Annotated in this window: 28 protein-coding genes; 13 read left to right on the top strand and 15 right to left on the bottom strand. The window is 70.3% G+C overall.

From position 1 onward, the window contains the following. Positions 1-71: 71 nt before the first annotated feature. Together AC07EQ_RS08235 and AC07EQ_RS08230 are read left to right on the top strand one after the other, a co-directional pair. Entirely contained in the window at positions 72-737 is a 666-nt protein-coding gene (locus AC07EQ_RS08235) for a potassium channel family protein (RefSeq protein WP_452612818.1), read from the top strand. Next, positions 737-1,408: a potassium channel family protein gene (locus tag AC07EQ_RS08230; protein WP_478387319.1), complete on the top strand. Its 672-nt coding sequence runs from the start codon at positions 737-739 to the stop codon at positions 1,406-1,408. The genes AC07EQ_RS08235 and AC07EQ_RS08230 overlap by 1 nt, the downstream gene beginning before the upstream one ends. 63 nt (positions 1,409-1,471) lie before the next feature. On the opposite strand, the gene AC07EQ_RS08225 is transcribed toward AC07EQ_RS08230, so the two are convergent. From AC07EQ_RS08225 to dut, 4 genes are all read right to left on the bottom strand, one after another. Further along, positions 1,472-2,212 carry a DUF3159 domain-containing protein gene (locus AC07EQ_RS08225; RefSeq protein ID WP_478387318.1) on the bottom strand — a complete coding sequence of 247 codons (741 nt, stop codon included), beginning with the start codon at positions 2,210-2,212 and terminating at the stop codon, positions 1,472-1,474. After that, entirely contained in the window at positions 2,209-2,586 is a 378-nt protein-coding gene (locus AC07EQ_RS08220) for an OB-fold nucleic acid binding domain-containing protein (protein WP_132482980.1), read from the bottom strand. Before AC07EQ_RS08220 ends, AC07EQ_RS08225 begins: the two co-directional genes overlap by 4 nt. A 278-nt stretch (positions 2,587-2,864) precedes the next feature. Continuing rightward, entirely contained in the window at positions 2,865-3,488 is a 624-nt protein-coding gene (locus tag AC07EQ_RS08215; protein ID WP_478387317.1) for a DUF3710 domain-containing protein, read from the bottom strand. A 4-nt stretch (positions 3,489-3,492) separates the two neighbouring features. After that, a complete protein-coding gene (dut, locus tag AC07EQ_RS08210; protein ID WP_132482976.1) occupies positions 3,493-3,984 on the bottom strand; it encodes a dUTP diphosphatase in 492 nt (163 codons plus the stop codon). A gap of 24 nt (positions 3,985-4,008) precedes the next feature. Between dut and AC07EQ_RS08205 the strand changes: the two genes are divergently transcribed. Next, positions 4,009-4,515, top strand: coding sequence for a DUF3093 domain-containing protein (locus AC07EQ_RS08205; RefSeq protein ID WP_478387316.1), 507 nt, complete (start codon positions 4,009-4,011; stop codon positions 4,513-4,515). A 124-nt stretch (positions 4,516-4,639) separates the two neighbouring features. Here AC07EQ_RS08205 and AC07EQ_RS08200 read toward each other — a convergent pair whose 3' ends face one another. After that, positions 4,640-4,939, bottom strand: a complete 300-nt coding sequence (locus tag AC07EQ_RS08200; RefSeq protein WP_093265014.1) for a DUF4193 domain-containing protein — start codon at positions 4,937-4,939, stop codon at positions 4,640-4,642. 470 nt (positions 4,940-5,409) lie between these two features. Between AC07EQ_RS08200 and cei the strand changes: the two genes are divergently transcribed. Next, on the top strand, positions 5,410-6,111 hold the full coding sequence (gene cei, locus AC07EQ_RS08195) for an envelope integrity protein Cei (RefSeq protein ID WP_478387315.1): 702 nt from the start codon (positions 5,410-5,412) through the stop codon (positions 6,109-6,111). A gap of 64 nt (positions 6,112-6,175) precedes the next feature. Here cei and AC07EQ_RS08190 read toward each other — a convergent pair whose 3' ends face one another. Further along, positions 6,176-7,006 carry an inositol monophosphatase family protein gene (locus AC07EQ_RS08190; RefSeq protein ID WP_478387314.1) on the bottom strand — a complete coding sequence of 277 codons (831 nt, stop codon included), beginning with the start codon at positions 7,004-7,006 and terminating at the stop codon, positions 6,176-6,178. Positions 7,007-7,070: 64 nt separating this feature from the next. On the opposite strand from AC07EQ_RS08190, the gene ppgK reads away from it, so the two are divergent. From ppgK to AC07EQ_RS08175, 3 genes are all read left to right on the top strand, one after another. After that, the gene (gene ppgK / locus AC07EQ_RS08185; RefSeq protein ID WP_358570069.1) at positions 7,071-7,832 is read left to right on the top strand and encodes a polyphosphate--glucose phosphotransferase; all 762 of its coding nucleotides are present in this window, start codon (positions 7,071-7,073) and stop codon (positions 7,830-7,832) included. A 251-nt stretch (positions 7,833-8,083) separates the two neighbouring features. After that, positions 8,084-9,466 (top strand): RNA polymerase sigma factor, encoded by a 1,383-nt coding sequence (locus tag AC07EQ_RS08180; protein ID WP_132482968.1) that lies wholly within the window; start codon positions 8,084-8,086, stop codon positions 9,464-9,466. A gap of 470 nt (positions 9,467-9,936) precedes the next feature. Then, positions 9,937-10,122, top strand: a complete 186-nt coding sequence (locus AC07EQ_RS08175) for a DUF7455 domain-containing protein (RefSeq protein WP_093265227.1) — start codon at positions 9,937-9,939, stop codon at positions 10,120-10,122. A 79-nt stretch (positions 10,123-10,201) separates the two neighbouring features. Here AC07EQ_RS08175 and AC07EQ_RS08170 read toward each other — a convergent pair whose 3' ends face one another. Beyond that, positions 10,202-11,413, bottom strand: a complete 1,212-nt coding sequence (locus tag AC07EQ_RS08170) for a cysteine desulfurase-like protein (protein WP_478387313.1) — start codon at positions 11,411-11,413, stop codon at positions 10,202-10,204. 65 nt (positions 11,414-11,478) lie between these two features. Continuing rightward, positions 11,479-13,248: a DEAD/DEAH box helicase gene (locus tag AC07EQ_RS08165; RefSeq protein ID WP_478387312.1), complete on the bottom strand. Its 1,770-nt coding sequence runs from the start codon at positions 13,246-13,248 to the stop codon at positions 11,479-11,481. A gap of 313 nt (positions 13,249-13,561) precedes the next feature. Here AC07EQ_RS08165 and AC07EQ_RS08160 point away from each other — a divergent pair, with 313 nt between their 5' ends. Continuing rightward, positions 13,562-14,617, top strand: a complete 1,056-nt coding sequence (locus AC07EQ_RS08160; protein WP_478387311.1) for a YihY/virulence factor BrkB family protein — start codon at positions 13,562-13,564, stop codon at positions 14,615-14,617. Positions 14,618-14,641: 24 nt separating this feature from the next. Here the strand turns inward: AC07EQ_RS08160 and AC07EQ_RS08155 are convergent, their stop codons facing one another. Next, positions 14,642-14,890, bottom strand: coding sequence for a DUF3039 domain-containing protein (locus AC07EQ_RS08155; protein ID WP_478387310.1), 249 nt, complete (start codon positions 14,888-14,890; stop codon positions 14,642-14,644). Between the two features lie 58 nt (positions 14,891-14,948). Next, positions 14,949-15,296, bottom strand: coding sequence for a DUF3099 domain-containing protein (locus AC07EQ_RS08150; RefSeq protein WP_478387309.1), 348 nt, complete (start codon positions 15,294-15,296; stop codon positions 14,949-14,951). A gap of 157 nt (positions 15,297-15,453) precedes the next feature. On the opposite strand from AC07EQ_RS08150, the gene AC07EQ_RS08145 reads away from it, so the two are divergent. Both AC07EQ_RS08145 and AC07EQ_RS08140 read left to right on the top strand, forming a co-directional pair. After that, positions 15,454-16,128: a lysophospholipid acyltransferase family protein gene (locus tag AC07EQ_RS08145; RefSeq protein ID WP_478387308.1), complete on the top strand. Its 675-nt coding sequence runs from the start codon at positions 15,454-15,456 to the stop codon at positions 16,126-16,128. Positions 16,129-16,219: 91 nt separating this feature from the next. Beyond that, positions 16,220-16,486, top strand: a complete 267-nt coding sequence (locus AC07EQ_RS08140; RefSeq protein WP_478387307.1) for a hypothetical protein — start codon at positions 16,220-16,222, stop codon at positions 16,484-16,486. 46 nt (positions 16,487-16,532) lie between these two features. Here the strand turns inward: AC07EQ_RS08140 and AC07EQ_RS08135 are convergent, their stop codons facing one another. From AC07EQ_RS08135 to AC07EQ_RS08120, 4 genes are all read right to left on the bottom strand, one after another. Continuing rightward, positions 16,533-17,075 (bottom strand): RNA 2'-phosphotransferase, encoded by a 543-nt coding sequence (locus AC07EQ_RS08135; protein WP_478387306.1) that lies wholly within the window; start codon positions 17,073-17,075, stop codon positions 16,533-16,535. Between the two features lie 62 nt (positions 17,076-17,137). After that, on the bottom strand, positions 17,138-17,719 hold the full coding sequence (locus AC07EQ_RS08130; protein WP_132482950.1) for an HhH-GPD-type base excision DNA repair protein: 582 nt from the start codon (positions 17,717-17,719) through the stop codon (positions 17,138-17,140). Between the two features lie 47 nt (positions 17,720-17,766). After that, positions 17,767-18,648, bottom strand: coding sequence for an NAD(P)-dependent oxidoreductase (locus AC07EQ_RS08125; RefSeq protein WP_478387305.1), 882 nt, complete (start codon positions 18,646-18,648; stop codon positions 17,767-17,769). Between the two features lie 258 nt (positions 18,649-18,906). Then, a complete protein-coding gene (locus tag AC07EQ_RS08120) occupies positions 18,907-19,413 on the bottom strand; it encodes a hypothetical protein (protein WP_478387304.1) in 507 nt (168 codons plus the stop codon). A 158-nt stretch (positions 19,414-19,571) separates the two neighbouring features. On the opposite strand from AC07EQ_RS08120, the gene AC07EQ_RS08115 reads away from it, so the two are divergent. The 3 genes from AC07EQ_RS08115 to AC07EQ_RS08105 all read left to right on the top strand — a co-directional run bounded on the left by AC07EQ_RS08115 (position 19,572) and on the right by AC07EQ_RS08105 (position 22,813). Continuing rightward, a complete protein-coding gene (locus AC07EQ_RS08115; RefSeq protein ID WP_478387303.1) occupies positions 19,572-21,131 on the top strand; it encodes a DUF7782 domain-containing protein in 1,560 nt (519 codons plus the stop codon). After that, complete coding sequence (dtd, locus tag AC07EQ_RS08110) at positions 21,128-21,553, top strand: D-aminoacyl-tRNA deacylase (RefSeq protein WP_478387302.1); 426 nt, start codon at positions 21,128-21,130, stop codon at positions 21,551-21,553. The genes AC07EQ_RS08115 and dtd overlap by 4 nt, the downstream gene beginning before the upstream one ends. A gap of 288 nt (positions 21,554-21,841) precedes the next feature. Next, complete coding sequence (locus AC07EQ_RS08105; RefSeq protein ID WP_478387301.1) at positions 21,842-22,813, top strand: sigma-70 family RNA polymerase sigma factor; 972 nt, start codon at positions 21,842-21,844, stop codon at positions 22,811-22,813. Positions 22,814-23,393: 580 nt separating this feature from the next. On the opposite strand, the gene AC07EQ_RS08100 is transcribed toward AC07EQ_RS08105, so the two are convergent. Then, positions 23,394-24,116, bottom strand: coding sequence for a tyrosine-protein phosphatase (locus AC07EQ_RS08100; RefSeq protein ID WP_478387300.1), 723 nt, complete (start codon positions 24,114-24,116; stop codon positions 23,394-23,396). Positions 24,117-24,153 lie beyond the last annotated feature (37 nt).

The following is a 24,153-nucleotide window of genomic DNA, read 5'->3' as shown; positions in this document are numbered from 1 at the left end:
GGTACGGTCGGCAGACGATCGCGAGGTCGTGGCCGGCAACCCCACACCCCCCGCAGCGAGGAGACAAGGTCGTGCACGTGGTGATCATGGGCTGCGGCCGGGTCGGGGCCTCCCTGGCCACGGCCCTGCAACGGCTCGATCACACCGTGGCCGTGGTCGACAAGAACCCCCAGGCGTTCCACCGCCTGGGCAAGGACTTCCGCGGCCAGCAGGTCACCGGCAACGGCTTCGACCGGGACATCCTGGTCGAGGCGGGGATCGAACGGGCGACCGCGTTCGCCGCGGTGTCCAACGGGGACAACTCCAACATCGTCTCGGCCAGGGTCGCCCGCGAGACCTTCGGCATCGAGCACGTCGTGGCACGCATCTACGACCCCAAGCGCGCCGAGGTCTACCAGCGGCTGGGCATTCCGACGGTGGCCACCGTGCCGTGGACGACCGACCGGTTCCTGCGCATGCTGCTGCCCGAGGGCGTCGCCACCGCGTGGCGCGAGCCCTCCGGCACCGTCGCGGTCCTGCAGCTGCCGCTGGACGACGGCTGGGTCGGCCGCCGGGTCGCCGAGCTGGAATCCGCCACCGGCGCCCGGGTCGCGTTCATCATGCGGTTCGGCAACGGCGTGCTGCCGGACGCCAAGACCGTCATCCAGGCCGACGACACCGTCTACGTGGCGGCGCTGTCGGGCACCGTCACCGACGTCACGGCGGCGGCCCGCCGCACACCCGAGGAGAGCGAGTAATGCGCATCGCGATCGCGGGCGCCGGCGCGGTCGGCCAGTCCATCGCACGGGAGCTGCTCGAAGGCGACCACGAGGTCCTGCTGATCGAGCGGAGCATCCAGAACTACCACCCGAAGAACATCCCCGGCGCCGAGTGGATGCTCGCCGACGCCTGCGAGCTGGCGTCGCTGGAGGAAGCCGGACTGGAGTCCTGCGACGTGGTCATCGCGGCCACCGGTGACGACAAGGTCAACCTGGTGGTGTCGCTGCTGTCGAAGACCGAGTTCGCGGTGCGCCGCGTGGTGGCCCGCGTCAACGACCCGCTCAACGAGTGGCTGTTCACCGAGGCGTGGGGCGTCGACGTCGCGGTGTCCACGCCGCGGATGCTGGCCGCGATGGTGGAGGAAGCGGTCAACGTCGGCGACCTGGTGCGGCTGATGACGCTGCGGCAGGGCCAGGCCAACCTGGTCGAGGTCACGCTGCCGGATTCCACGCCGCTGGCGGGCCGCCGGGTCCGCGACCTGAAGCTGCCGTCCGACGCGGCGCTGGTCACCATCCTGCGCGGCGGCCGGGTGATCGTGCCGCAGGCCGACGACCCGCTGGAAGCCGGCGACGAGATGCTGTTCGTGGCCATCGCGGACGTCGAGCACCAGATCCGGGCGATCATCCACGACCGCCGACCCACCGACTGAGGTATTCCCGGCTCGACGGGCGCCGTTTTCGCGCGAAAGCGGCGGGGATCGAACCTGGCGGGGTCAGCCCAGCGAGGGCTTGGAGTCGACGGCTCCGGGCTCCGGCAGGGCTTCGGCTTTCTCCTGCTCGGCGACCTTCGAAGCGCGGCGGATCGCCCACACCGTGACGATCAGCGCCAGGCCGGTCAGCGGGTAGCCCATCGCGATCCGCGCGAACGCCAGCCAGCCGGTCTGGTCGGAGTCGTACAGCCACTGCTGCACCACGTACTTCGCCGCGAACACCACGGTCCAGGCCAGCGTCGCCAGGTCGTAGCCGCGCAGCGCCCGGCGCTGCTTGCGCCAGGAGAAGCCCAGCCCGTTCAGCGCCGACCAGGCCACGCCCACCAGCGGCCAGCGGGCCAGCACCGACACCAGGAACACGCCGCCGTAGATCAGGCTCGTCCAGATGCCCAGCAGGAAGAAGCCCTTGGCATCGCCCGAGCGGTAGGCGATGAACGAGCACACCGCCACCCCGAGCACGCCGGAGATGGCGGGCTGCAGCGGCTCCTTGCGCACCAGCCGGAAGATCGCGATCGCGATCGCGACACCGATCGCCGACCAGATCGCCGGCATCAGCGAGGTGAAGGAGCTGACCAGCACGAAGACCACGATCGGGACCGCGGAGTAGGCCAGCCCGCTGACGCCGCCCATCTGTTCGAGCAGGGTCTTCTCGGGATCGCCGGCCCGCTGCGCGGTCGGGTCCTGCTGGTTGTCGGCCGCGTCCTGGGCTGGTGTCCCGGCGGCGGATGCGTCGCGTTCGCTCATGCGGTGTTCTGCAACTCGTAGTAGGGGTTGTAAAGCACCTTGCGGCCGTCGCGGACCGCGATCCGGCCCCGGGCCTTGATGATCCGTCCGGGTTCGATGCCGGCGATCCGGCGGCGCCCGAGCCAGACCAGGGTCACGCCCTCGGTGCCGTCGTACAACTCGGCTTCCAGCGTCGGTGCCGACGCCTTCGGGCACAGGCCCACGCTGCGCACCCGGCCGAGCACCACGGCCTCCTGCCCGCACTGGCAGTCGCTGGCGCGCTGGGCTCCGCCGGCTTGGGACCGCTCCGAGAGGTCATCGGCGTCCAACTCGGCGACGTCGCTGGTCAAGCGGCGTACGAGGCGACGCCAGTAGCCGCCGTCGGTCTTGCTCATCTAGCGCTCCCGTGCGCTTCCGGGGCTCGACTCGAAGCCCGTGCACCCCCAGCGTAGCCGTCCAGAACGGCGTAGTCGCGAGCCCGGCGGGATAACCGACTTGACCCGCCCGATCGGCTAAACCTTGATCAACACGGCCACGCTGGGTGTTCGGCTTCGCACTGGTTCTTTCCGGTGAAAAGCGAAAAATTCCCGCGCCCGAACCGATCCGGTCTCGGCTGCGCCGAAATCGCCTCGGACGCCGTCCCGGTTCTCCGGCGGCGCCCGAGCCGACTCCCCTAGCCCTGCTGGCCGTTGTTCTGGGCCTGCTGGATGTGGCGCAGGATCGCTTCCGGCAGCTGGATCGGCAGCGGCGTGCGCACCGGCAGCGGGTCGTCGCCGCGGACCACGATGGTCTCGTCGAGGACCGCGTACAGCAGCTTCGCGCACTCCTCGGCGTGCTCCGCCGGCCCGGCCGCGACGCCGCGCAGCAGCCAGCGCGGCCCGTCGACCCCGACGAACCGCAGCACCGCGTTCGGCGAGTCCGCCACCAGCTCGGAGCCCCAGTCGCCCTCTTCGGCGTACACCCGGGCGCCGTCCTTGCGCAGCTGCTCGGCGAGTTCGGCGCTGACCTCGGTCCACAGCCCGCTGCTGCGCGGCGCCGCGAACGCGCTGACGGTCAGCCGGCCGACCGGCGTGACCAAGTGCACGGCGCGCACCGGCCCGGCCGGGTCGACCTCGACCTGCAGCTGGCCGCCCTCGGGCACCGGCACCCGCACCGAACCGAGGTCGAGCCGCTCGACCTCGTCGTCGGGCGCCTCGTTCGAGTCGAACGGGCCGCCCTCCACGACTTCCGCTTCCTCGGCGTTCAGCGCCTCGTCCGCGGCCTCACGTTCGCCCCGTTTCCGGCCCCACCCGAACATCCCCTCAGACCTCCGTCCTGTGACCGGCCTCGGCCCCCGAGACCGCCAGCACCTCGTGCCCGCCGGTGGACCCGTAGCCCCCGGCACCCCGCTGCGACGCCGGCAGCTCGTCGACCTCCTCGAACACCGCGTGCTCGACCTTCTGCACCACGAGCTGGGCGATCCGGTCGCCGCGCCGCAGCGACAGCGGTTGTGCACGATCATGATTGATCAGGCAGACCTTGACCTCACCGCGGTACCCGGAATCCACCGTGCCGGGCGCGTTGACGACGCTCAACCCCGCCTTGGCCGCCAGGCCCGAGCGCGGGTGCACGAAGCCCGCGTAGCCCTCCGGCAGGGCCAGCGCGATCCCGGTGCCCACCACGACGCGTTCGCCGGGTTCGAGCACCACGTCGCTGGTGGTCACCAGATCCGCGCCGGCGTCGCCTGGTTTCGCGTACGCGGGCAGCGGCACATCGGGGTCAAGTCGGGTCAGCAGGACCTTCACGTTCGACACGGGCGGCGAGACTACCCTGAAGACGTGTCGGAAAGCGTAGAAGCGGCCAGCATCGCCGGGGACATGCCCGGTCAGGCGAACTCGAAGGGACGTCCCGTGTTCCGCGAGCGGTTGTACACGTCCTGGTGGGCGTGGCCGCTGCCGGTCATCGGAGCCGCGATCATGGCCGCCACGGTGCACATGGGCTACCCGGGCGTGCGCGCATGGCTGCCTTACGCCGTGCTCATCCCGCTGGCCATCGCGATCCCGCTCTGGCTGGGTCGCACCAAGATCGAGGTCGTCGACGGCGAGCTCTGGGTGGGCGACGCGCACCTGCCGCTGCGGTTCGTCGAGGACGCGGAGGTCATCACCCCCGCCGAGCAGCGCCGGGCGCTCGGCCCGGACCTGGACCCGGCGGCGTTCATGGTGCACCGGTCGTCGATCCGAACCTCGGTGCGGGTCTGGCTGAACGACCCGGACGACCCCACGCCGTACTGGGTGATCAGCACGCGCCGCCCCGAACGGCTCATGGCCGCCCTGAAGAAGCCCTGATCCCCGGCTCCCCCGCCGGAGGGCAGGTCCGACCGGCCGGCGGGGAGCCGTGAAAGACACTGGGCACACGCCGTCAGCGTGTGCCCAGCCACTTCCCGGTCTCGTCGACTCCTGGCCGCCTGGATCAGGCGGCGCAGTCGCGGCAGACGAACTGGCCGTTGCGGGTTTCGGCCAGCCGGCTGCGGTGGTGGACGAGGAAGCAGCTCGAGCAGGTGAACTCGTCAGCCTGCTTCGGGAGCACCTTGACGGTCATCTCCTCGCCGGACAGGTCCGCGCCCGGCAATTCGAAGTTCTCCGCGATCGCCCCTTCGTCCTCGTCGACGACGCCGGATTGCGCATCGTTGCGTCGCGCCTTCAGCTCCTCCAACGAGTCCTCTGCCAAGTCTTCGGACTCGCGGCGCGGAGCGTCGTAGTCGGTCGCCATCGTGATTCACCCCTGCGTTAGTGGAGACTGCAATGGTGTGCCGCTGGTAAACGTTCCAGGACCAGGATTTGTGCCCGTTGGCGCAGTGATCGTGGTCTCGCCCTGCAACGCGTTCAGTTCCCCCGTAATGAGCGACTCGCCTCATCCGGCACTCCGTGAGGCGCCGAGAGGGTAGCTCATGCCGAGTACGCGCACGCATCAGGTCACCCATAGGTGTGGTGTTCGCTGCATCCGCCGACCGCCGAAGATCAATCACCGGATGCCGCCCGGTCGCCTTCTTCGGTTGCCCGGCACCCCGCCTCGCGAAGCGGTGCCCAGGAAGTTCGCCGTTCGGCATCGATTCAGCGGCCCGTCGCGGACGGCTCCGACATGGTGGGGGCGTCCAGCGCCGCACGGCGCCGGTTGTGCGCCTAGGCTGATCTAGTGAAGACGGGCGCACGCTGGTCGAAGCATCCAGGGAGGAGCGGGACGTGTCAGCCGTGAGTGCAAGGTCGGGTCGACGAGCCCGGTACCGACGGCGTCGGCCGGTGCCCGCCCTGGTGGTGCTGGTCGCGCTCGTGCTGCTGTCGGGCCTGCTGTGGACCCGGGTCTTCGACTCGGTGCAGGACATCGAGGCGGCGACGACCTGCAATCCGCCCAGCACGCCGACGGCCGCGCCGCAGGGCGGCGCCGCGCCGGAGCCGGTTCCGCTGGGGTCGATGCTGCCGCGCAACGCGCTCGACTCGACCAACCCGATCCCGCAGCAGGACGTGCAGGTGCGGGTGCTCAACGGCAACGGCGAGGCCCGGCAGGCGTCGCTGGTCAGCGACGAGCTCGCCAGCCTCGGCTTCGCCAAGGGCGGCGCGGACAACGACCCGGTCTACGTCAACTACGACCTGAAGTGCCACGGCCAGATCCGCTTCGGCGGCGCCGGGGTGAGCGCGGCGCGGACGCTGAGCCTGATCGCGCCGTGCGCCCAGCTGGTGCGCGACGAACGCCAGGACGCCTCCGTCGACCTCGCACTGGGGGCGGACTTCAAGGACATCAAGACCACCTCGGAGGCCAAGCAGGTGCTCCAGGAGCTGGAGAACTGGGTGCCCCAGCGGGACCACCAGGACGGCGCCCACCAAGAGGTGACCCCGCCGCAGATCAGCAACGATCTCCTCAACAAGGCCCGCGAAGTGCACTGCTGACGACGCGCGAAGGGCGCCTGCGACCACACCGGTCGCAGGCGCCCTTCGCGCCTCAGGGCCGCTCTCAGACGCAGCCGGCGTCCGCGCGGAGCAGCGCTTCGGTCAGCTCACCGGCGATGCCCGGTGCGGCGCAGACGATCATCCCGTCGCCCAGCCCGTCCGCCGACCCCTGCTGGGGCAGCCGCAGCCGGGCGCCGGCCTCGGCGGCGACCAGCGCGCCCGCCGCCCAGTCCCACCGGTTGAGCCCGACCTCGAACATGCCGTCCAGCCAGCCCGCGCCGACCGCGCACAGGTCCAGCGACGCCACCCCGGCCCGCCGGATGTCGCGCACCTGGCCCAGCAGCCGGCCGAGCACCTCGGCCTGCGCCGTGCGGCGCTCCACCGCGTAGGCGAACCCGGTGCCGATCAGCGACAGTTCGAGCCGGTCGGCGGCCGAGACCCGGAGCCGGCGGCCGTCCAGGAACGCGCCGTGCCCGGCGGCGGCGCTCCACACCCGGCCGGACACGGGCTCCACCACCGCGCCCGCCACCGAAACCCCGTCGAGCTGCGCGGCCAGCGACACCGAGTACCAGGGGAAGCCGTACAGGTAGTTGACCGTGCCGTCGATCGGGTCCACGACCCAGCGCAGCCCGTCCAGCGCGCCTTCGCCGCCTTCCTCCTCCCCCAGCACCGATTCACCGGGGCGCAACTCCGCCAGCCGTTCCCGCACGAGCCGCTCCACCGCGCGATCACCTGCGGTGACGACGTCCGTCTCGGTACTCTTCGTGTCTACCGCACCATCGGTGACTGCTTCGTCACGCACCGTGCGCGCCAGTTCCGCGGCTTCGCGGGCGATCCGCACCGCTACCTGGCACAAGGCTTTCGGGTCTACTTCTGCTGCCAATCCCACGTACACATCGCAACACAACCCGGTTAAGGTCTGCACACCTTCATCTGAATCGAATAGGAAGGATTCAGCCATGGCGACTGCCCGCGGTTTCGGCGTGGACATCGGCGGGTCCGGCATCAAGGGATGTCCGGTCGACATCGACGGTGGTGTGCTGGCCGAGGAGCGGATGCGGATCCCCACCCCGCAGCCCTCGACCCCGTCCGCCGTGGCGGACGCCGTGGCGGAGATCGTCGAGAAGTTCGCCTGGACCGGCCCGGTCGGCATCACCCTGCCCTGCGTGATCAAGGACGGCACCGCGCTCACCGCGGCGAACGTCGACAAGGGCTGGATCGGTACCGACGCCCAGGAGCTGTTCGCCGAGCGGCTCGGCCGCACCCGGGACGACGTGCTGGTGCTCAACGACGCGGACGCGGCCGGCACCGCCGAGATGCGCTCCGGGGCCGGCGCCGGGCACCGCGGCCTGGTGGTGGTGCTGACCTTCGGCACCGGTATCGGCAGCGCGATGTTCATCGACGGAAAGCTGGTGCCCAACACCGAGTTCGGGCACATCGAGGTGGACGGCCACGATGCGGAGACGCAGGCCGCGGCCTCCGTCAAGGACGACCTGGAGCTGACCTACGAGGAGTGGGCGCCGCGGGTCAGCAACTACATCCAGGGACTGGAGAAGTTCCTCTGGCCCGACCTGATCATCGCCGGTGGCGGGGTCAGCAAGAAGGGGCACAAGTGGATTCCGCGGCTGGAGACACGCACACCGGTCGTCGCCGCGGCGCTCCGCAACGACGCGGGCATCGTCGGTGCCGCGACGGCGGCCGCAACCAGGCACAACGCCTGATCTTCCGGTCTCCTAGCACATCGCGGGACGCGCGGACTCCGCCTTGCAGCGGAACCGCACCCCCGCATCGCGGCTACAATGGAACACGGCCCACTTGATTCGAAGTCCTCGTCGAGGAAACACCGAGGCAGGCACCGGGTGATTCCTCATCAGCCGCAGGGCTGGATCCAGTGGGTTTGTTCCCCGACCTTCGGCGGCCGAGGTTTCGCGCCCTCCGGCCTGCCCTGATCGACCGTCGCGAAAGGGCGTACGTGGCAGCCGCAGAAACAGCAACCCGACGCTCCGCTGCAACAACCGGCGGTGCCCAGTCCCAGTCGGGCCAGTCCCAGGCCACCCCAGGTTCGGAGGCGGCTGCTTCGTCTGACACCGAGCAGACGAAGTCCACCGCCGCGCGCAAGAGCTCGACGGGGGCGAAGCCGACGGCCCGCAAGACCGCCGCCGCGAAGTCGGCGGGGGCCAAGAAGGGCGCCAAGGCCCCGGCGAAGAAGTCGACGAAGTCGGCCTCGGCCAAGGGCAGCGGCGAGGGCATGGAGATCGACGAACCGATCGAGACCGACCTGACGTCCCCGGACGTCGGCGACCTCGCCGACGTCGAGGTGGAAATCCCGGAAGAGCCCGTTCCGGAGGAGGAGACCAAGGAGTCCGGCGACTTCGTCTGGGACGAAGAGGAATCCGAGGCGCTCCGGCAGGCTCGCAAGGACGCCGAGCTGACGGCCTCCGCCGACTCGGTCCGCGCCTACTTGAAGCAGATCGGCAAGGTCGCGCTGCTCAACGCCGAGGAAGAGGTCGAGCTCGCCAAGCGCATCGAGGCCGGGCTCTACGGCGCGGAGCGGCTGCGGCAGGTCGAGGAGGCCGGCGAGCAGCTGACCACCCAGATGCGCCGCGACCTGCGCTGGATCGTGCGCGACGGTGAGCGGGCGAAGAACCACCTGCTGGAGGCGAACCTCCGTCTGGTCGTCAGCCTGGCCAAGCGCTACACCGGCCGCGGCATGGCGTTCCTGGACCTCATCCAGGAGGGCAACCTCGGCCTGATCCGCGCGGTGGAGAAGTTCGACTACACCAAGGGTTACAAGTTCTCCACCTACGCGACCTGGTGGATCCGGCAGGCCATCACCCGCGCCATGGCCGACCAGGCCCGCACCATCCGCATCCCGGTGCACATGGTCGAGGTGATCAACAAGCTCGGCCGCATCCAGCGCGAGCTGCTGCAGGACCTGGGCCGCGAGCCCACGCCCGAAGAGCTCGCCAAGGAAATGGACATCACCCCGGAAAAGGTGCTGGAGATCCAGCAGTACGCCCGGGAACCCATCTCCCTGGACCAGACGATCGGCGACGAGGGCGACAGCCAGCTCGGCGACTTCATCGAGGACTCCGAGGCGGTCGTCGCGGTCGACGCGGTGTCCTTCACGCTGCTGCAGGACCAGCTGCAGTCGGTGCTGGCGACGCTGTCCGAGCGCGAGGCCGGCGTGGTCCGGCTGCGGTTCGGGCTCACCGACGGCCAGCCGCGGACGCTGGACGAGATCGGCCAGGTCTACGGGGTGACCCGGGAGCGGATCCGGCAGATCGAGTCCAAGACGATGTCGAAGCTGCGCCACCCGTCCCGGTCCCAGGTGCTCCGCGACTACCTGGACTGACGAACACGGCACCGAAGAGGGCCGCCGACCGATCCGGTCGGCGGCCCTCTTCGCGTCCGCGGCGGCGCTTTCAGGCCGGAAAAACGCCGAAAATCGGTCCGCCTGGTGGGATTTCCTGTTCGCTTCCAGCGGAAATGACGGGCCCCCAACGGCGCCCGATCTGTGATCTGAAACACTGAATGTCCGGTTGTCGATCGACTCCGCTTTCGCGCCGTCCGGCCCGGGAGGGCTTATTTCCCCATGTCACAAGGCTTTTCACGGTGTTGATCACGCTCCGCAAACGGCGCTGCTGCAACCGGGTGCTTCATCGTGACGACCGTCGCCACCCGGCGCGGGAACACTGACTCGGGCCCAAGCGTCTGGAAGAGTGGAGTCAACGAGCACCGCTCCCGCAGCCAGTGGGCCAACGGTGGTCGTAGCAGGATCGAGGGCGTCGGGTGATTCCGACGCCGGGACGGAGGGAGATCACGATGCCGGGAACGCTCACCCGCCCCGAGCTGACCGCCGCCGACCGCTGCGACCGCTGCGGGGCCGCTGCGAAGCTTCGCGCCGTACTGCCATCCGGTAGCGAGCTTCTGTTCTGCGGGCACCACGCCCGTGCGTACGAGGCGGGGCTGCGCGACGCGCAGGCCGACCTCCAGCAGGACGAGCAGTAAACACCCGTCAGACCGAGTAGACCGTGCCCCCGCAGGAGCCCTGCGGGGGCACGGTCGTCTTCCGGCTAGGTGCGTCCGGTCATCCGCTGATCTCCGCCAAGGCATCGAGCAGCCGCCGCACCTCCGCTTGGCTCGTGTAGTGCGAGAGGCTGGCCCGCACGCCGCCCTTCGGGCCGATGCCGAGGGCGTGCACCGTCTCCCAGGCGTAGGAATGGCCGTGCGAGACGTTCAGACCGCGCTCAGCCAGCTGCTCTGCCACATCCGAGGGTTCCCTGCCCGGAAGCCCGAAGAACGCCGTAGGAGTGCACGAGCCCTGCGGAGCGCCGTAGCGCACTACGCCGTCCAGAGCCGCCAGGCCGTCGAACAGCTCCCTGGCCAGTTCGTCCTCATGGGCCTGCACGGACCGGCGGGAGGTCGCCAGCCGCTCGGCGCGGCTACCGTCGGCGTCGCTGTCCAGGCCGGCCAGGTGCTCCACTGCGGCCACCACACCGGCCATCGCGGCGAACGGGTTGGTGCCGAGCTCGAACCGCTCCGGCGAGGTGTCCGGCGATGGCGCCAGCTTGTCCGGGTGCAGGTTCTCCAGCGACCACGGGTCGGCGGCCACCACAGCGGCCAGGTGCGGGCCGGCCCACTTGTAGGCGCTGGTCGCGTAGAGGTCCGCGCCCAGCTCATCCAGCCGCACGTGGGCGTGCGGGCAGTGCTGCACCCCGTCGACGTAGGACACGGCGCCGACCTGCCGGGCCCGGTCGGTGATCGCCCGCAGATCGGGCATGATGCCCAGCACGTTGGAGGCCGCCGTGATGGCGACCAGCTTGGTGCGCTCACCGATGAGCCCGGTGACGTTCTCGACGGGCAGTTCACCCGTCGCCGGGTCGAGCTCCGCCATCCGCACGGCGGCGCCCGCCCGCTGCGCGTGCTGCACCCACGGCCGCACGTTGGCGTCGTGGTCCAGCTGGGTCACCACGATCTCGTCGCCGGGTCGCCAGCCCGCCGCGAACACGCCGGCGAAGCGGTAGGTCAGGGCGGTCATGCTCGGGCCGAACGCCACGCACCCGGGGTCCGGGGCGCCGACCAGGTCGGCGACGGCCGCCCGTGCCTCGGCGACGATCCCGGCGGAGCGGCGGCTGGACTCGTACGGGCCGCCCACGTTGGACGTGCCCACCCGGTAGGCGTCGCTCACCGCGTCGATCACCGACTGCGGGACCTGGGTGCCCGCCGCGCCGTCCAACCACGCCCGACCGTCCGCCAGCGCCGGGTACTGGGCCCGGATCTTCTCCACGTCGAAAGCCATGCCCCGACCCTATGAGACCCGGATCGGCGACCAAACCGATCGCGCTGCGCCGTTCGGGGCCGATATCACCAGGAGCGCAGGGTGGCGATGCGCTCCTCGAGCTGTTCCACGGTGGCCATCGCGGTGGGCGGGCCGCCGCAGCTCTTCTGCAGCTCGTTGTAGATCTTGCCGTGCGGCTTCCGGGTGCGGTGGTGGTGCAGCGACACGAGCGTGTTCAGCTCCTTGCGGAGCTTCTGCAAGCGCTCCTGCACGGTCTGCGGCCGCGCGCGCTGCTCCGCCTGCTCGGCGGCCTTCGCCGCCTTCGCGACCGCTTCGCGCTTGCCCACGTCCTCCAGCTGCTGTTCCTGGCGTTGCCGCAGCAGCGCCCGCACCTGGTCCGGTTCCAGCAAGCCGGGCAGGCCGAGGTAGTCCTGCTCCTCCTCGGAGGTGCTGAACGCCGCGGTGCCGAACGACGAGCCGTCGTAGATCACCTGGTCCAGCTCGGCCTCGGCACCCAGCGAGGTGAACGCCTTCTCCTCTTCGCCGGGCTCGTCGCGCTTGCTGTTGGCCGCGGCCAGCAGCTCGTCGTCCCAGCCGTCCTTCTCCCGGTGCGGCTTGCCGAGCACGTGGTCGCGCTGCGCTTCCAGCTGGCTGGCCAGCTCCAGCAGCACCGGGACGCTCGGCAGGAAGATGCTCGCCGTCTCACCCGGTCGCCGGGACCGCACGAAGCGGCCGATGGCCTGGGCGAAGAACAGCGGGGTCGAGGCGCTCGTGGCGTAGACGCCGACGGCCAGCCTCGGCACGTCGACGCCTTCGCTCACCATTCGGACCGCGACCATCCAGCGGTCCTCGGACTCGGCGAAGTCGGCGATGCGGCCGGACGCCTGCGGATCGTCGGAGAGCACCACCACCGGATCGTGCCCGGTGATCCGGTGCAGGGCCTTCGCGTAGGCCTTGGCCGTGACGTGGTCGGTGGCGATCACCAGGCCGCCGGCGTCCGGGAGGCCGCCGTTGCGCAGCTGCGTCAGCCGGGTGTCGGCGGCCTGCAGCACCGCCGGGATCCATTCGCCCGACGGGTCCAGCGCGGTGCGCCAGGCCCGCGCGGTCTGCTCGGCGGTCAGCGGCTCGCCGAGGCGAGCGCTGAACTCGTCGCCGGCGTTCGTCCGCCACCGGGCCTCGCCGGAGTACGCCAGGAACAGCACCGGCCGGACGACGCCGTCGTTGAGGGCGTCGGAGTAGCCGTAGGAGTGGTCCGCCCTGCTGCGCAGCGAGCCGTCGGCGTCGGGCTCGTAGCCGATGAACGGGATCGGCGAGTCGTCGCTGCGGAACGGCGTTCCGGTCAGCGACAGGCGCCGCACGGCCGGGGTGAACGCCTCCCGGATCGCGTCGCCCCAGGACTTCGCGTCGCCCGCGTGGTGCACCTCGTCGAGGATCACCAGCGTCTTGCGGCGCTCGGTGCGCACCCGGTGCAGCGTCGGGTGCGCCGCGACCTGCGCGTAGGTGACCACGACGCCGCGGTAGTCGCTGGAGGTGATGCCGTCGCTGTTGCGGAAGTTGGAGTCCAGCGGGATGCCCGCGCCGCCGGCGGCCATGGCCCACTGGTGCTTGAGGTGCTCGGTGGGCGCAACCACGGTCACCGCCTCGACCGTGCGGTCGGCCAGCAGCTCCGCGGCGACCCGCAGGCCGAACGTCGTCTTGCCCGCGCCCGGCGTCGCCACCGCCAGGAAGTCCTGGGGCCTGCTCGACAGGTACTTGGTGAGCGCCCGGCGCTGCCAGGCGCGCAGTGGCCGGGATGGAGCCTGCGAGGGGTCGCTGAGCACGGATCGAACGGAATGGTCGAGTTGCGCTTCGGACACGCCGGGTCGCCGCCCCTTCCTTCTTGCTCCCCTGCTGGATGGTGAGGGCGCGCCCTGCGCTGCCCCGCGACCGCCCGCACGCGCTTTCAGCGTCGATCGACTCGAAGCGGGCCGTCGTGCAGCCTACCTTTCGAGCCCGGCGGGCACCGGCATGCCCGGACGAGAGGTGCGCGACACTCCGTGTTCCCGGCGGTTTTGAAGGGGCGACGCCCGCGGCGCCAGCCGATGCAGCATCCTTATGGGTGCCATGGGTCAGCCGAGTCCACCAGACCGCCAGGGGCGCAGTGCGACCGTCGCACCACGGGAAGCTCCGGTGCGGCGCGGGCCACTGCGCCTGGTCATGCGCACGCTCGACAAGGCGTGGTGGGACAACATCTTCTCGGAATCGGCGGCCGCCGCGTTCTGGCAGACGTTGTCCATGCCACCGCTGCTGCTCGGGCTGCTGGGCAGCCTGGGCTTCGTCGGCGACTGGTTCGGCCCCGAGGTCGTCGACGCCGTGCACGACAAGATCCTCGCGTTCTCCCGCTCGGTGTTCACGGCGAACGTGGTCGACCAGATCATCGGCCCGACCGTCGCCGACATCCTCACCAAGGGACGCAGCGAGATTGTCTCGGTCGGCTTCCTGATCTCGCTGTGGGCGGGTTCGTCGGCGCTGGCGTCGCTGGTCGACTCGATCACGCTCGCCTACGACCAGTACCTGGTGCGCAACAGCATCTGGCAGCGGATCTTCGCGCTGCTGCTGTACCTGGTGTGCCTGATCCTCGCGGTGGTCGGGCTGCCGGTGGTCGCGCTGGGCCCGGACTGGCTGCCGACGCTCTTCCCGCAGGACTTCCAGGACGACATCGCCTGGCTGATCCAGGCGTTCTACTACCCGGCGACCGGGATCGGCCTGGTGGTCGCGCTGGCGACGCTGTACAAGGTGGCGCTGCCCAGGAAGCTGCCGTGGCATCGCGGCCTGCCCGGGGCGCTGCTGGCGATGGCGATCTTCCTGTGCGCCAGCATCGGCCTGCGGCTCTACATCACGTGGGTGACCGGCACCGGCTACACCTACGGCGCGCTGGCCACCCCGATCGCGTTCCTGCTGTTCGCGTTCTTCATCGGGCTGGCGATCATCATGGGCGCGCAGTTCAACAACGCGATCCAGGAGATGTGGCCGGCGAAGATGACCCGCCGGGAGCGCCGGAGGTGGCGGCGCCTGGAGATGAAGCGGCTCGCGCAGCGGATGCACACCGAAGAGGGCTACCGCGCGTGGCGCAACGGCCAGGCCGAGGAGGGCGAGGAGCCGAGCCCACCCGCGGAGCGGCCGCGCAACGGCGCGCCGCTGCCGAAGAAACCGACCGACAAGCAAGCCGAACCGCACGGCGGCTGAGCGCCGCCGCGCGGGTCCGGAAGGTCAGTCCTTGCCGCCTGGGGGGAGGGACGCGAAGATCTCCTTGCAGTCCGGGCAAACGGGCGAGCCCGGCTTCGGCGACTTGGTGACCGGGAAGACCTCGCCGCACAGCGCGACCACGAACGTGCCCATGACCGCGCTCTCCGCGATCTTGTCCTTCTGCACGTAGTGGAACACCTCCGGACGGTCGTCACTGGTCTGATCAGTGGTCTCGGTCCGGGTATCGGTCTCCGGCATCGTCATCGTGCTCATGCCCCCAATGATGCCGCACGGCATCGACGCATGTCCGCATCCGGCCGGGTGTTGCCCGTCAGGCGCCCTCGATGACCTGGTGGCTGCCGGATTCGATCGAGTGCGGTGAACGGCGGAACCGGTTCACGTGCTCGCTCTTCTTGGCCGGGCGGTCGTTGGCGATGAGCACCGCCATCCACGGCAGCGGGATGGAAATCGCCAGGATGATCAGTGACAACCACCACAATTGCCACAGCTGGAACACCACCGCGGCGACCACCAGACACGGAATCCGGCTGGCCATCATGATCGCGTACCGGCGGCGCCGCTGCGCCTGCTGATCGTCGTAGGACGGCTGTGCCTCGGTGATCAGCACCGGGGTGTCGTCACGATGTGAGCTGTTCACGACGCTACCTCCGCCTCCCATGCTGCCACCCGATCGCGTCCTCGGATACCCCGGGTTCGCGCGTCCCGCAACCCCGGGCGCCGGGCCGACCGGCCGGACCCAGAGGTTGACCGGCAGGACGCACCGCCGAAACCTCGCCGGGTTAGATTCGATCGGGATCAACGGCGCGGGAGGGCGAATGCTGTACTCGGTGAGCAAGCGGGTCGTGGGCGCGGTGGCGCGGACGATCTACCGGCCGACCGTGATCGACGCCGACAAGGTGCCGACGACCGGCCCGGTGATCCTCGCCCCGAACCACCTCGCCGTGCTCGACAGCTTCATCGTGCCGCTGGTGCTGCCGCGGCCGGTGTCGTTCCTGGCCAAGGCCGAGTACTTCAACGGCACCGGCACGAAGGGCGCGCTGGTCAAGTGGCTGTTCGGCTCGCTCGGCGCGATCCCGGTGGAGCGCGGCCGCGGGCGCGCCGCGAAGGAGGCGCTGGACACCGCCCAGCAGGTGCTGCTCGACGGCGGCGCGTTCGGCATCCACCCGGAAGGCACCCGCTCGCCCGACGGGCGGCTGTACCGGGGGCGGACCGGCGTGGCCCGGCTGGCGCTGGCCGCCGGCGCGCCGGTGGTGCCGGTCGGGTTGACCGGCACGGACAAGCTCCAGCCGCGCGGCAAGAAGATCCCCCGGCCGCACCCGGTGACGGTCCGCTTCGGCGACCCGCTGGACTTCTCCCGCTACGCCGGGATGGAGTCGTCGCTGCCGGTGCTGCGCTCGATCACCGACGAGATCATGTACGCGATCGCCGAGCTGTCCGAGCAGGAGTACGTCGACCGCTACCAGAGCCCCGGCGCCGCCGCGGCGGCCTGATCCAGTCGGCGGCTCGCCGAGCTCCCTGATGTCGATGACGGGGCCGTGAGTCTTTTGGGCTGCTCTGGCGACTCAAAAGACTCACGGCCCCGTGCTTGCGCAAGCGCTGGGCCGGTCGGTGGTGGTCGGCGAACCTGACGTGGTCGGCGAGCCGGGTGTCGTCGGCGAGTCTGCTTTCGTCTCCGCAGGCGGCGAGCTGGTCGGCGGGTGGCTCGTCGTCGGTGCCGTAGTCGATGTGGCGGGCGGCTCGGCCGAGGTGGCGCTCACCGGTGGGGTCGCGGTGCCGTGGCACTGCTCGTGGGCCAGCCCCGCGCGAAGGCCCGCGTGTTCGCAGGCCCTGCCTTGGCTTCCGCGTTGACGTTGCCGGGCGTTATCCGGCTACCACCCGTAGCGCCGCCGCCGAGTCAGTCCGGGTAGCGGATGAACTCGGACCGGACGTGGTCCACCAGCCAGACGCCGTTGGCGCTGACCCTGAACTCGTGCCCGGCCGCGTGCATCCCGGCAGCGTCCACGGTCAGCACGACCGGCCTCCCCCGCCGCCCGCCGACGCGCTTCGCGGTCTCGCGATCGACCGACAGGTGAACGTGATGCCGGTTCATCGGCCGCAGCCCCTCGGCGCGGATGCCGGTCAGGCTGCGCGCGACCGTGCCGTGGAACAGCCATGCGGGCGGTTGCGCCACCGGCAGGTCGAGATCCACCGCGACCGAATGCCCCTGGCTGGCCCTGATGCGGTCACCGTCGATCACGTACCGCTGCTTGTCGTTGTCCGCGACGACCCGCACCAGCTCCGCCCGCGAAATCGGGAAGCCGTGCGAGCCGGCTGCGGCGAGCAGCTCGTCGACCGCCACCCAACCGTGCTCGTCGAGCTCGATCCCGATCCGCTCGGGCTGGTGGCGCAGGTGCTTGGCCAGGTACTTCGAGACCCGCACCAGCCTTCGCTCGTCCATGAACGCCTCCCCAGCCGGACAGTAGCGCGCGGGCGCATCGCGGCGAGAGCGAATTCCGGGAGTCAGCCCTTGGCGGCCTTGGCGGCGGCCTTCTGCTCCTTCTTCCAGGACCGGACCTCGTTCAGGGTCTGCTCGTCGACGACGTCGGCGATCGAGCGCCTCGACCCGTCCTCGCCGTAAGCCCCAGCGGCCTCGCGCCACCCGGTGGGCTGGACGCCCCGCTGCTTGCCCAGCAGGGCGAGGAAGATCCGCGCCTTCTGGTCGCCGTAACCGGGCAGCGCCTTGAGCCGCTTCAGCACCTCTTTGCCGTCCGGGTCGCCCTCGGTCCAGATCGCCTCGGTCCGGCCGTCGTAGTGCTCGACGACGTACTGGGCCAGCGCGTGCACCCGCCGCCCCATCGACCCGCCGTACCGGTGGATCGCCGGCTTCTGCACGCACAGCTCGACGAACTCGTCCAGATCGGATTCGGCGATCTTGGTGACGCCGAACCCGCCCATCCGGTCGGCGATCTTCTTCGGCCCCGCGAACGCGACCTCCATCGCGACCTGCTGATCCAGAAGCATGCCCGTGAGCAGGGCGAACGAGTCGTCGCTGAGCAGCTTGTCGGCGTCGGCGTCGCCGGTGAGGTGCAGCATGTTGGACATGCGCCTCATTTTCACACGTCAGGCGCGGCGGCGGTCGTCGCGGCGACTCACGCGGAACCCGGCGCCCTGACCCCCTCGAACACCGCGTCGAAGGCCTTCGCTCCGTGGCCGTCGGCGACCTGGCGGTCGACCAGGGCTTTGAGCGGACCGACCACGTCCAGCCCCACCCCGGCCTCCCGGCTCGCCCGGACGATGGCGTCGAGGGCTGCCTTGGTGAAGTCGAGGCTCTGCCCATCGGCCTCGGCACCGGCCTCGATGGCTTCCCCGCTCAGCGGGAGGACCTGCACCATCGCCGAGAGCCACTGCACGGCGTGCTTCGCGAATTCGGTGGCCGGGACGCCTTCGGTGCGCACCATGGCCGCGCCGTGGGAGAACCCGGCGAACATGGTGTACATCGCGGCCAGCAATGCGAAATCGTAGAGCGAGGCCATCCCCGCGTCCGCACCGAAGTACTCGGCCGAACCCAGCAGCTCCAATACCGCCCTGTTCTCGTCGAACGCCTCTTTCGAACCGCTGTACAGCAGGAACGACTCCGGCCGGCCGATCATGGCCGGGATGGACATGATGCCGCCGTCGAGGTAGTCGATGCCGTGGCGCTCCGCCCAGGCGGCAAGTTCCCGCGCATCGCTCGGCGCGGTGGAGGTCAGGTTGACGACGGTTCGCCCGGCGAGGTCACCGGCCACCGGATCGAGGACGTCGTGCACCGATCCGTGGTCCAGCAGGCAGGCGACGATCAGGCCACCGGCGGCGACCGCCTCGTCGACCGTCGCGGCGGAGGTGGCTCCGGCGGCGACGAGTTCGGCGTCCCTGCCCGGCGCGCGGTTCCACACCGCGGTGGGGTGGCCGCCACCCAAGAACGCATGTGCCAGAGCTCGCCCCATGGCGCCGAGACCGAGGACCGTGATCGGAACCGGCGAGGACTTGGTCATCGTGAATCGCTCCTTCAATTCCACTTTCAGCAGCCGGTTGATCGTCACCTCCGGGCACGGGGCCGACAAGTACCCACTATTTGGTGCGGTACGCACCAAATAGTGAGCAGTCACGAATATTCGATGCGGTATCGGCGCAGCAATGGATACGTCGCCAATCGACCTCGGAGACGAGGTGCTCAGCCAAGCGAATGGCAGGCCCCCATCGGCGCCGGGCGAAGCCTTCTCGCGATCTGCTGATCTCCCGGGCGTTTTGCCTCACCGGTGAGTCGCGCCCGGCCCTCCTGGACGCCACGTTCCGAGCCAGTCGTCGATCAGCTCGACAACCCGATCCGGTGTGGCTCCTCCTTTGATCAGGGCGCTCACGCGCTGGGCCTCCGCGGTCGTCGGCAGGAAGCCGACCAGCAGCGCAGGCAGCAGCAGCCGCCTGGCGAGCAGTTCCTGCGCCGACGTCACCTTCGGCCTGCGGACGACCGAGACGTTCACGCGCACCGCGTGCTCGTTGAGCGGCGAAACACCGGGACGATCGGTCTCGACCGCGGCGTACCTGAAGCCGTGGGCGAGGTTGCACGCGCCGCAGTCCACCGGCCCGCGTCCGAGCCGGCCTCCGCATTCTTCGCAGGCGATCCGGTCGAGCGCGGCGTCCACCACCCGCCAGTCGTGCCGGTCCGGCTCGGCCACCACCAACCCGGCGACCTCCGCCTCCGGTTCCGCCTCCCACTCGGCGCGGAAGCGCCGCCATTCCTCTTCGACGACGTCGTCCACCAGCGCCCGGCATCGGCTGCAATCAGGCGCGCCGCTGTATTCGTGCCCGCCACATTCGCCGCACCGGACGAGGGCGGCACCGACCGCAGGTCTCATCCACCCATGTTCGTGCAGGACGAGCTCGGGGGCGATCGGTTTTCCGGAGCTCCGCGCCGCGGATGCGCCCAGATGCGCGAACGGGTGGCCGTGTGAGGATCGGGATCGTGATTCCAGACCTGTCCCATGACCGCATCGATCGACTTCGCGACGCCTTCCAAGCCGCCGGCTACGACGCCGACGGCGTCGTGGAGCTCCTCGGTCCCGAAGCGCACGCCGCGCTGGGCCGGGGCGAGCCCGTTCCGGCACTGCGCGCCACCGACGACGCCGGCGCGCTCGGCACCTTGGTCCGCTTGTTCCTGCTCGGCCAGGCCGAGTCTCAGGCCGCCGTCGAAGCCGCGCTCGCCCCGCTGCCGTTGCCCGAGGCGAAGGCCGCCGGGCTGCTCGTCGATGACGGCGACCGGCTGCGCGCCGGGCTCGACGTCCGCCCGCACGGGGTCGACGACGAATCGTGGTGGGTCGTCTCGGACCTGGATTCGGACCTGCGCGGCGGCCGCCCGGTGGAGGCCGACCACGTGCTCGGCGTCGGGCACGCGTCGCTGAGCCTGGTCCGGGCGACCTCGCGGCGGCCGGTGGGCTCGGTGCTCGACCTCGGCACCGGTTGCGGCGTGCAGGCCCTGCACGCCAGCACGCACGCACAGCGGATCACCGCGACCGACGTGTCCAAGCGGGCGCTGGCGTTGGCGGAGGCGACGTTCCGGCTCAACCGCGTCGAGGTCGAGCTCGCCGAGGGCGAGTGGTTCGACCCGGTCCGGGGCCGCAAGTTCGACCAGGTCGTGTGCAACCCGCCGTTCGTCGTCGGCCCGCCACGCACCGATTTCACCTACCGCGACTCGGGGCTGGCCGGGGACGACGCGAGCGCGCTGGTCGTGCGCCAGCTGCCCGGCTTCCTCGCCGAAGGCGGCACCGGGCAGCTGCTGGCCTCCTGGGTGCACCGGGACGGCGAGGACTGGCAGGACCGGGTGTCCCGGTGGCTGCCGCCCGGCGCCGGGGTCGACGCCTGGTTCGTGCAGCGCGACGTCGCCGACCCAGCCCTCTACGTGGGCACCTGGCTACGCGACGCCGGGTACGACCTGCGGTCCCCGCAGGGCCTGCGGAAGGCGGCCGAGTGGCTGGACTGGTTCGAGGCCAACGACGTGATCGGCATCGGATTCGGGTTCGTCACGCTGCGCCGCACCGACTCGCGCGGCGAGGTCGTCTGCGAGGACCTCCGGCACGCCTTCGACGACCCGCTGGGCCCGGAATCGGACCAGTGGCTGCGCCGCGTCGACTGGCTGCGCGCCCACGACTCCGCCGAGGCCCTGCTGGCGGCCCGCCTGGTCACCGCCGACAGCACCGTGCTGGAAGCAGTCTCCGAGCCCGGCGACGAAGGCTGGCAGCCGCTCGTGCACCGGCTGCACCGCACCGACGGACCGGGCTGGCAGCACGAGATCGACGAGCTGGGCGTGCGGCTGCTCGCCGGGTGCCGCGGGGCGCTGCCGCTCGGCGAACTCCTCGAACTGCTCGCGATTGGCTATGGCGAGGACTCCGAAGACCTGACCCGGGCCGCGATCCCGATGGTGCGCGAACTCGTTCGGCACGGAATGCTGCTGCCGGCGGAATGGGCGGGCGCCGACCAATGAGAGCAATCGTCACCCGAGTCACTCGCGCCTCGGTAACCGTCGACGGCGTCGTGGTCGGCAAGATCGAAGAACCCGGGCTGTTAGTGCTATTGGGTGTGACGCATTCCGACGGGCCTCGAGAAGTCGTCAATATGGCGCGCAAACTGCACGAGATTCGGGCGCTGCGGGACGAGGAGTCCTGCGCCACGACCGGGGCACCGCTGCTCGTCGTCAGCCAGTTCACGCTCTACGGGTCGACCAAGAAGGGGCGCCGCCCGTCGTGGACCGAGGCGGCCCGGCCGGAACAGGCCGAACCGCTGGTAGACGGGGTTGTGGCGGCGCTGCGCGAGCGGGGTGCGCGAGTGGCCACCGGGGTGTTCGGGGCGATGATGGCGGTCGAGAGCGTGAACGACGGGCCATTCACACTTTTGGTTGAGGTCTAAATGTAACGAAGGCTCTCAGGAAATCCTCAGGCTTGGCGGCGCAACGGATGTGACCGCCATGACGTCTCTTCGTCTAGAACTTCGGGAACGAATTCGGCACGCCGGTCGTTTTCCAGGTAACGAAGCTTCGACGGCCATGCCGACAGGCCACCAACGAACCCATCGGCAGCACCGAAGAAGACGTCGACGCGGAGCTCGTACAACCGAGCGTACGCGTCCTCCACACCGCGCAACGGCGCGCGAGTGTGATTTGCGCCCGCCAAGCCAGCCCGCCAGGGAGGGAGCTCAATGACCGTCCCGCAGACCACCAAGCCAGACGTCACCGTCGCCGAAGACCTGGACACCCAGGGCCCATCGGCCGACCTGGTGCGCGTCTACCTCAACGGCATCGGGCGCACCGCGCTGCTCACCGCACAGGAAGAGGTCGACCTCGCCAAGCGGATCGAGGCCGGGGTTTTCGCCAAGCACCTGCTGGAGACCAGCAAGAACCTCTCCCCCGAGCGGCGCTCCGACCTCGGCGCCGTGGTCCGCGACGGCCGCCGGGCGAAGAACCACCTCATGGAGGCCAACCTCCGCCTGGTCGTCAGCCTGGCCAAGCGCTACACCGGCCGCGGCATGCCGCTGCTGGACCTCATCCAGGAGGGCAACCTCGGCCTGATCCGCGCGGTGGAGAAGTTCGACTACACCAAGGGCTTCAAGTTCTCCACCTACGCGACCTGGTGGATCCGGCAGGCCATCACCCGGGGCATGGCCGACCAGAGCCGCACCATCCGGCTGCCCGTCCACCTCGTCGAGCAGGTCAACAAGCTGGCCCGGATCAAGCGCGACCTGCACCAGAAGCTCGGCCGCGAGGCCACCGACGACGAGCTCTCCGAAGAGGCCGGCATCCCGGTGGAGAAGATCCTCGACCTGATGGACCACTCCCGCGACCCGGTCAGCCTCGACATGCCGGTCGGGGCCGAGGAGGACGCGCCGCTCGGCGACTTCATCGAGGACGCCGAATCGGCCGACGCCGAGAACGCGGTGATCTCCGGGTTCCTGCAGGACGACCTGCGCCGCGTGCTGGCCACGCTCGAGGAGCGCGAGCAGGCGGTGATCCGGATGCGCTACGGCCTCGACGACGGCCAGCCGCGCACCCTGGACCAGATCGGCAAGTCGTTCGGGCTGTCCCGCGAGCGGGTCCGGCAGATCGAGCGGGAAGTCATGGCGAAGCTCCGCCAGGGCGACCGCGCCGACCGCCTGCGCGCGTACGCGAGCTAATGGGGCTTCGGTGGGCGGAGTGTGTCTGCGGAAAGCGCAGACCATTCCGCCCCCTTAGATGATTTTGCGGGGGCCGAGCCCCCGCAGACCCCCACGGTGCGGTGGTCGCTTTCGGGAATGCTCTTCGCGTTGTCGAGCGTTCCCGGCCTGCTCACCGACCAGCCTCCGGGGGTTCTGAACCTTCCTGGTCCTGAACCTCTCGGGTTCTGGGCTTCCGGGGTTCTGGTTCGGGGTTCGGGTGGTTCGCTTTCGGTTCTCGATCTTGTTTGCGCCTTGGTTCGGGCGCTTGGGTTGGGGAGTTCGTTCTTTTGTTGTTGTTCCGGGCGTTTTGGTACACCCGGATGGCTTGTTGACCTTGCTGGGTTTCGGCGGGAACATCGTTCTTCCCCCCTTTTTGTTCTTCCGCTTCGGTCTTAGCGGCGGGTTCGCCGCTCGCCACGGGAGGGCGGACTCGTCGTCGGGGCGGGTCCGGCCTCCCGACCCCTTTTCCGGTCCGCGCACCGCTTCTACGCGAACGGCCTGTCCACCTCCTCTTCCGAGGTGAACAGGCCGTTCGCTGCAGGCTTCTCGCCGCGTTGGCTCAGCCGATGAACTTGGCCTGCCAGCGGTCCAGTTCTTCGTTCGTCGCCCCGTGCGTCCGCAGCCAGCCCCTGACGCCCTCCTCGTAGACCTCGAAGGCGCTCAGGACGCTCTCGATCGCCTCCGTCGGCGTCGACAGGAGCTCGTGGACCATCTCCTCGTCCACGCCCGGCGGCAGCTCCGGCGCCACGTTCAGGCGCTGCAGGACGCGGAACATGTTCCGGTCCGTGCGCACGTAGTCCGCCACGATCGCGTCGCGGCGCACTCCCACCGCGCCCAGCAGCATCGCCGAGACCACTCCCGTGCGGTCCTTGCCCGCCGCGCAGTGGATCAGCACCGGACCGTCCGCCTCCAGGACGATGCGGAACACCTCGACCAGCTTCTTCGGGGCGCCCTGCAGGATCGACTGGTACAGCGCCGTCAGCTCGTGGGCCGCCTCGTCGACATCGATGTCCGCGTCCCGCGCCTCCTCCAGCAGCGGCACGTGGTGCACGGTGGCCACCGACGCGAGCGGGTGTTCCTGGTCACGGGTCTCCACCGAATCCCGCAGGTCCACCACGACCTTCGGCGGCCACGGCGACGCTCCCTCCGGCACCCGGTCGCCGCTGTGCGGAGCATCACTCCGGAACACCACGCCGGCCCTCGTCATCACGCCGTCACCGGCGGGCTGCCCGCCCAGGTCACGAAGGTTGACCAGCGCATCGAGGGGATCTGTCGTCGGCAAGGCGACCTCCGTTGCTCCGGCCCCGCGTCCGGGGTGC

It is taken from the genome of Saccharopolyspora sp. NPDC045839 (assembly GCF_056431645.1).
Note: the sequence above shows the minus strand (reverse complement) of the source record. Positions and strands in the feature narration are given on the sequence as shown.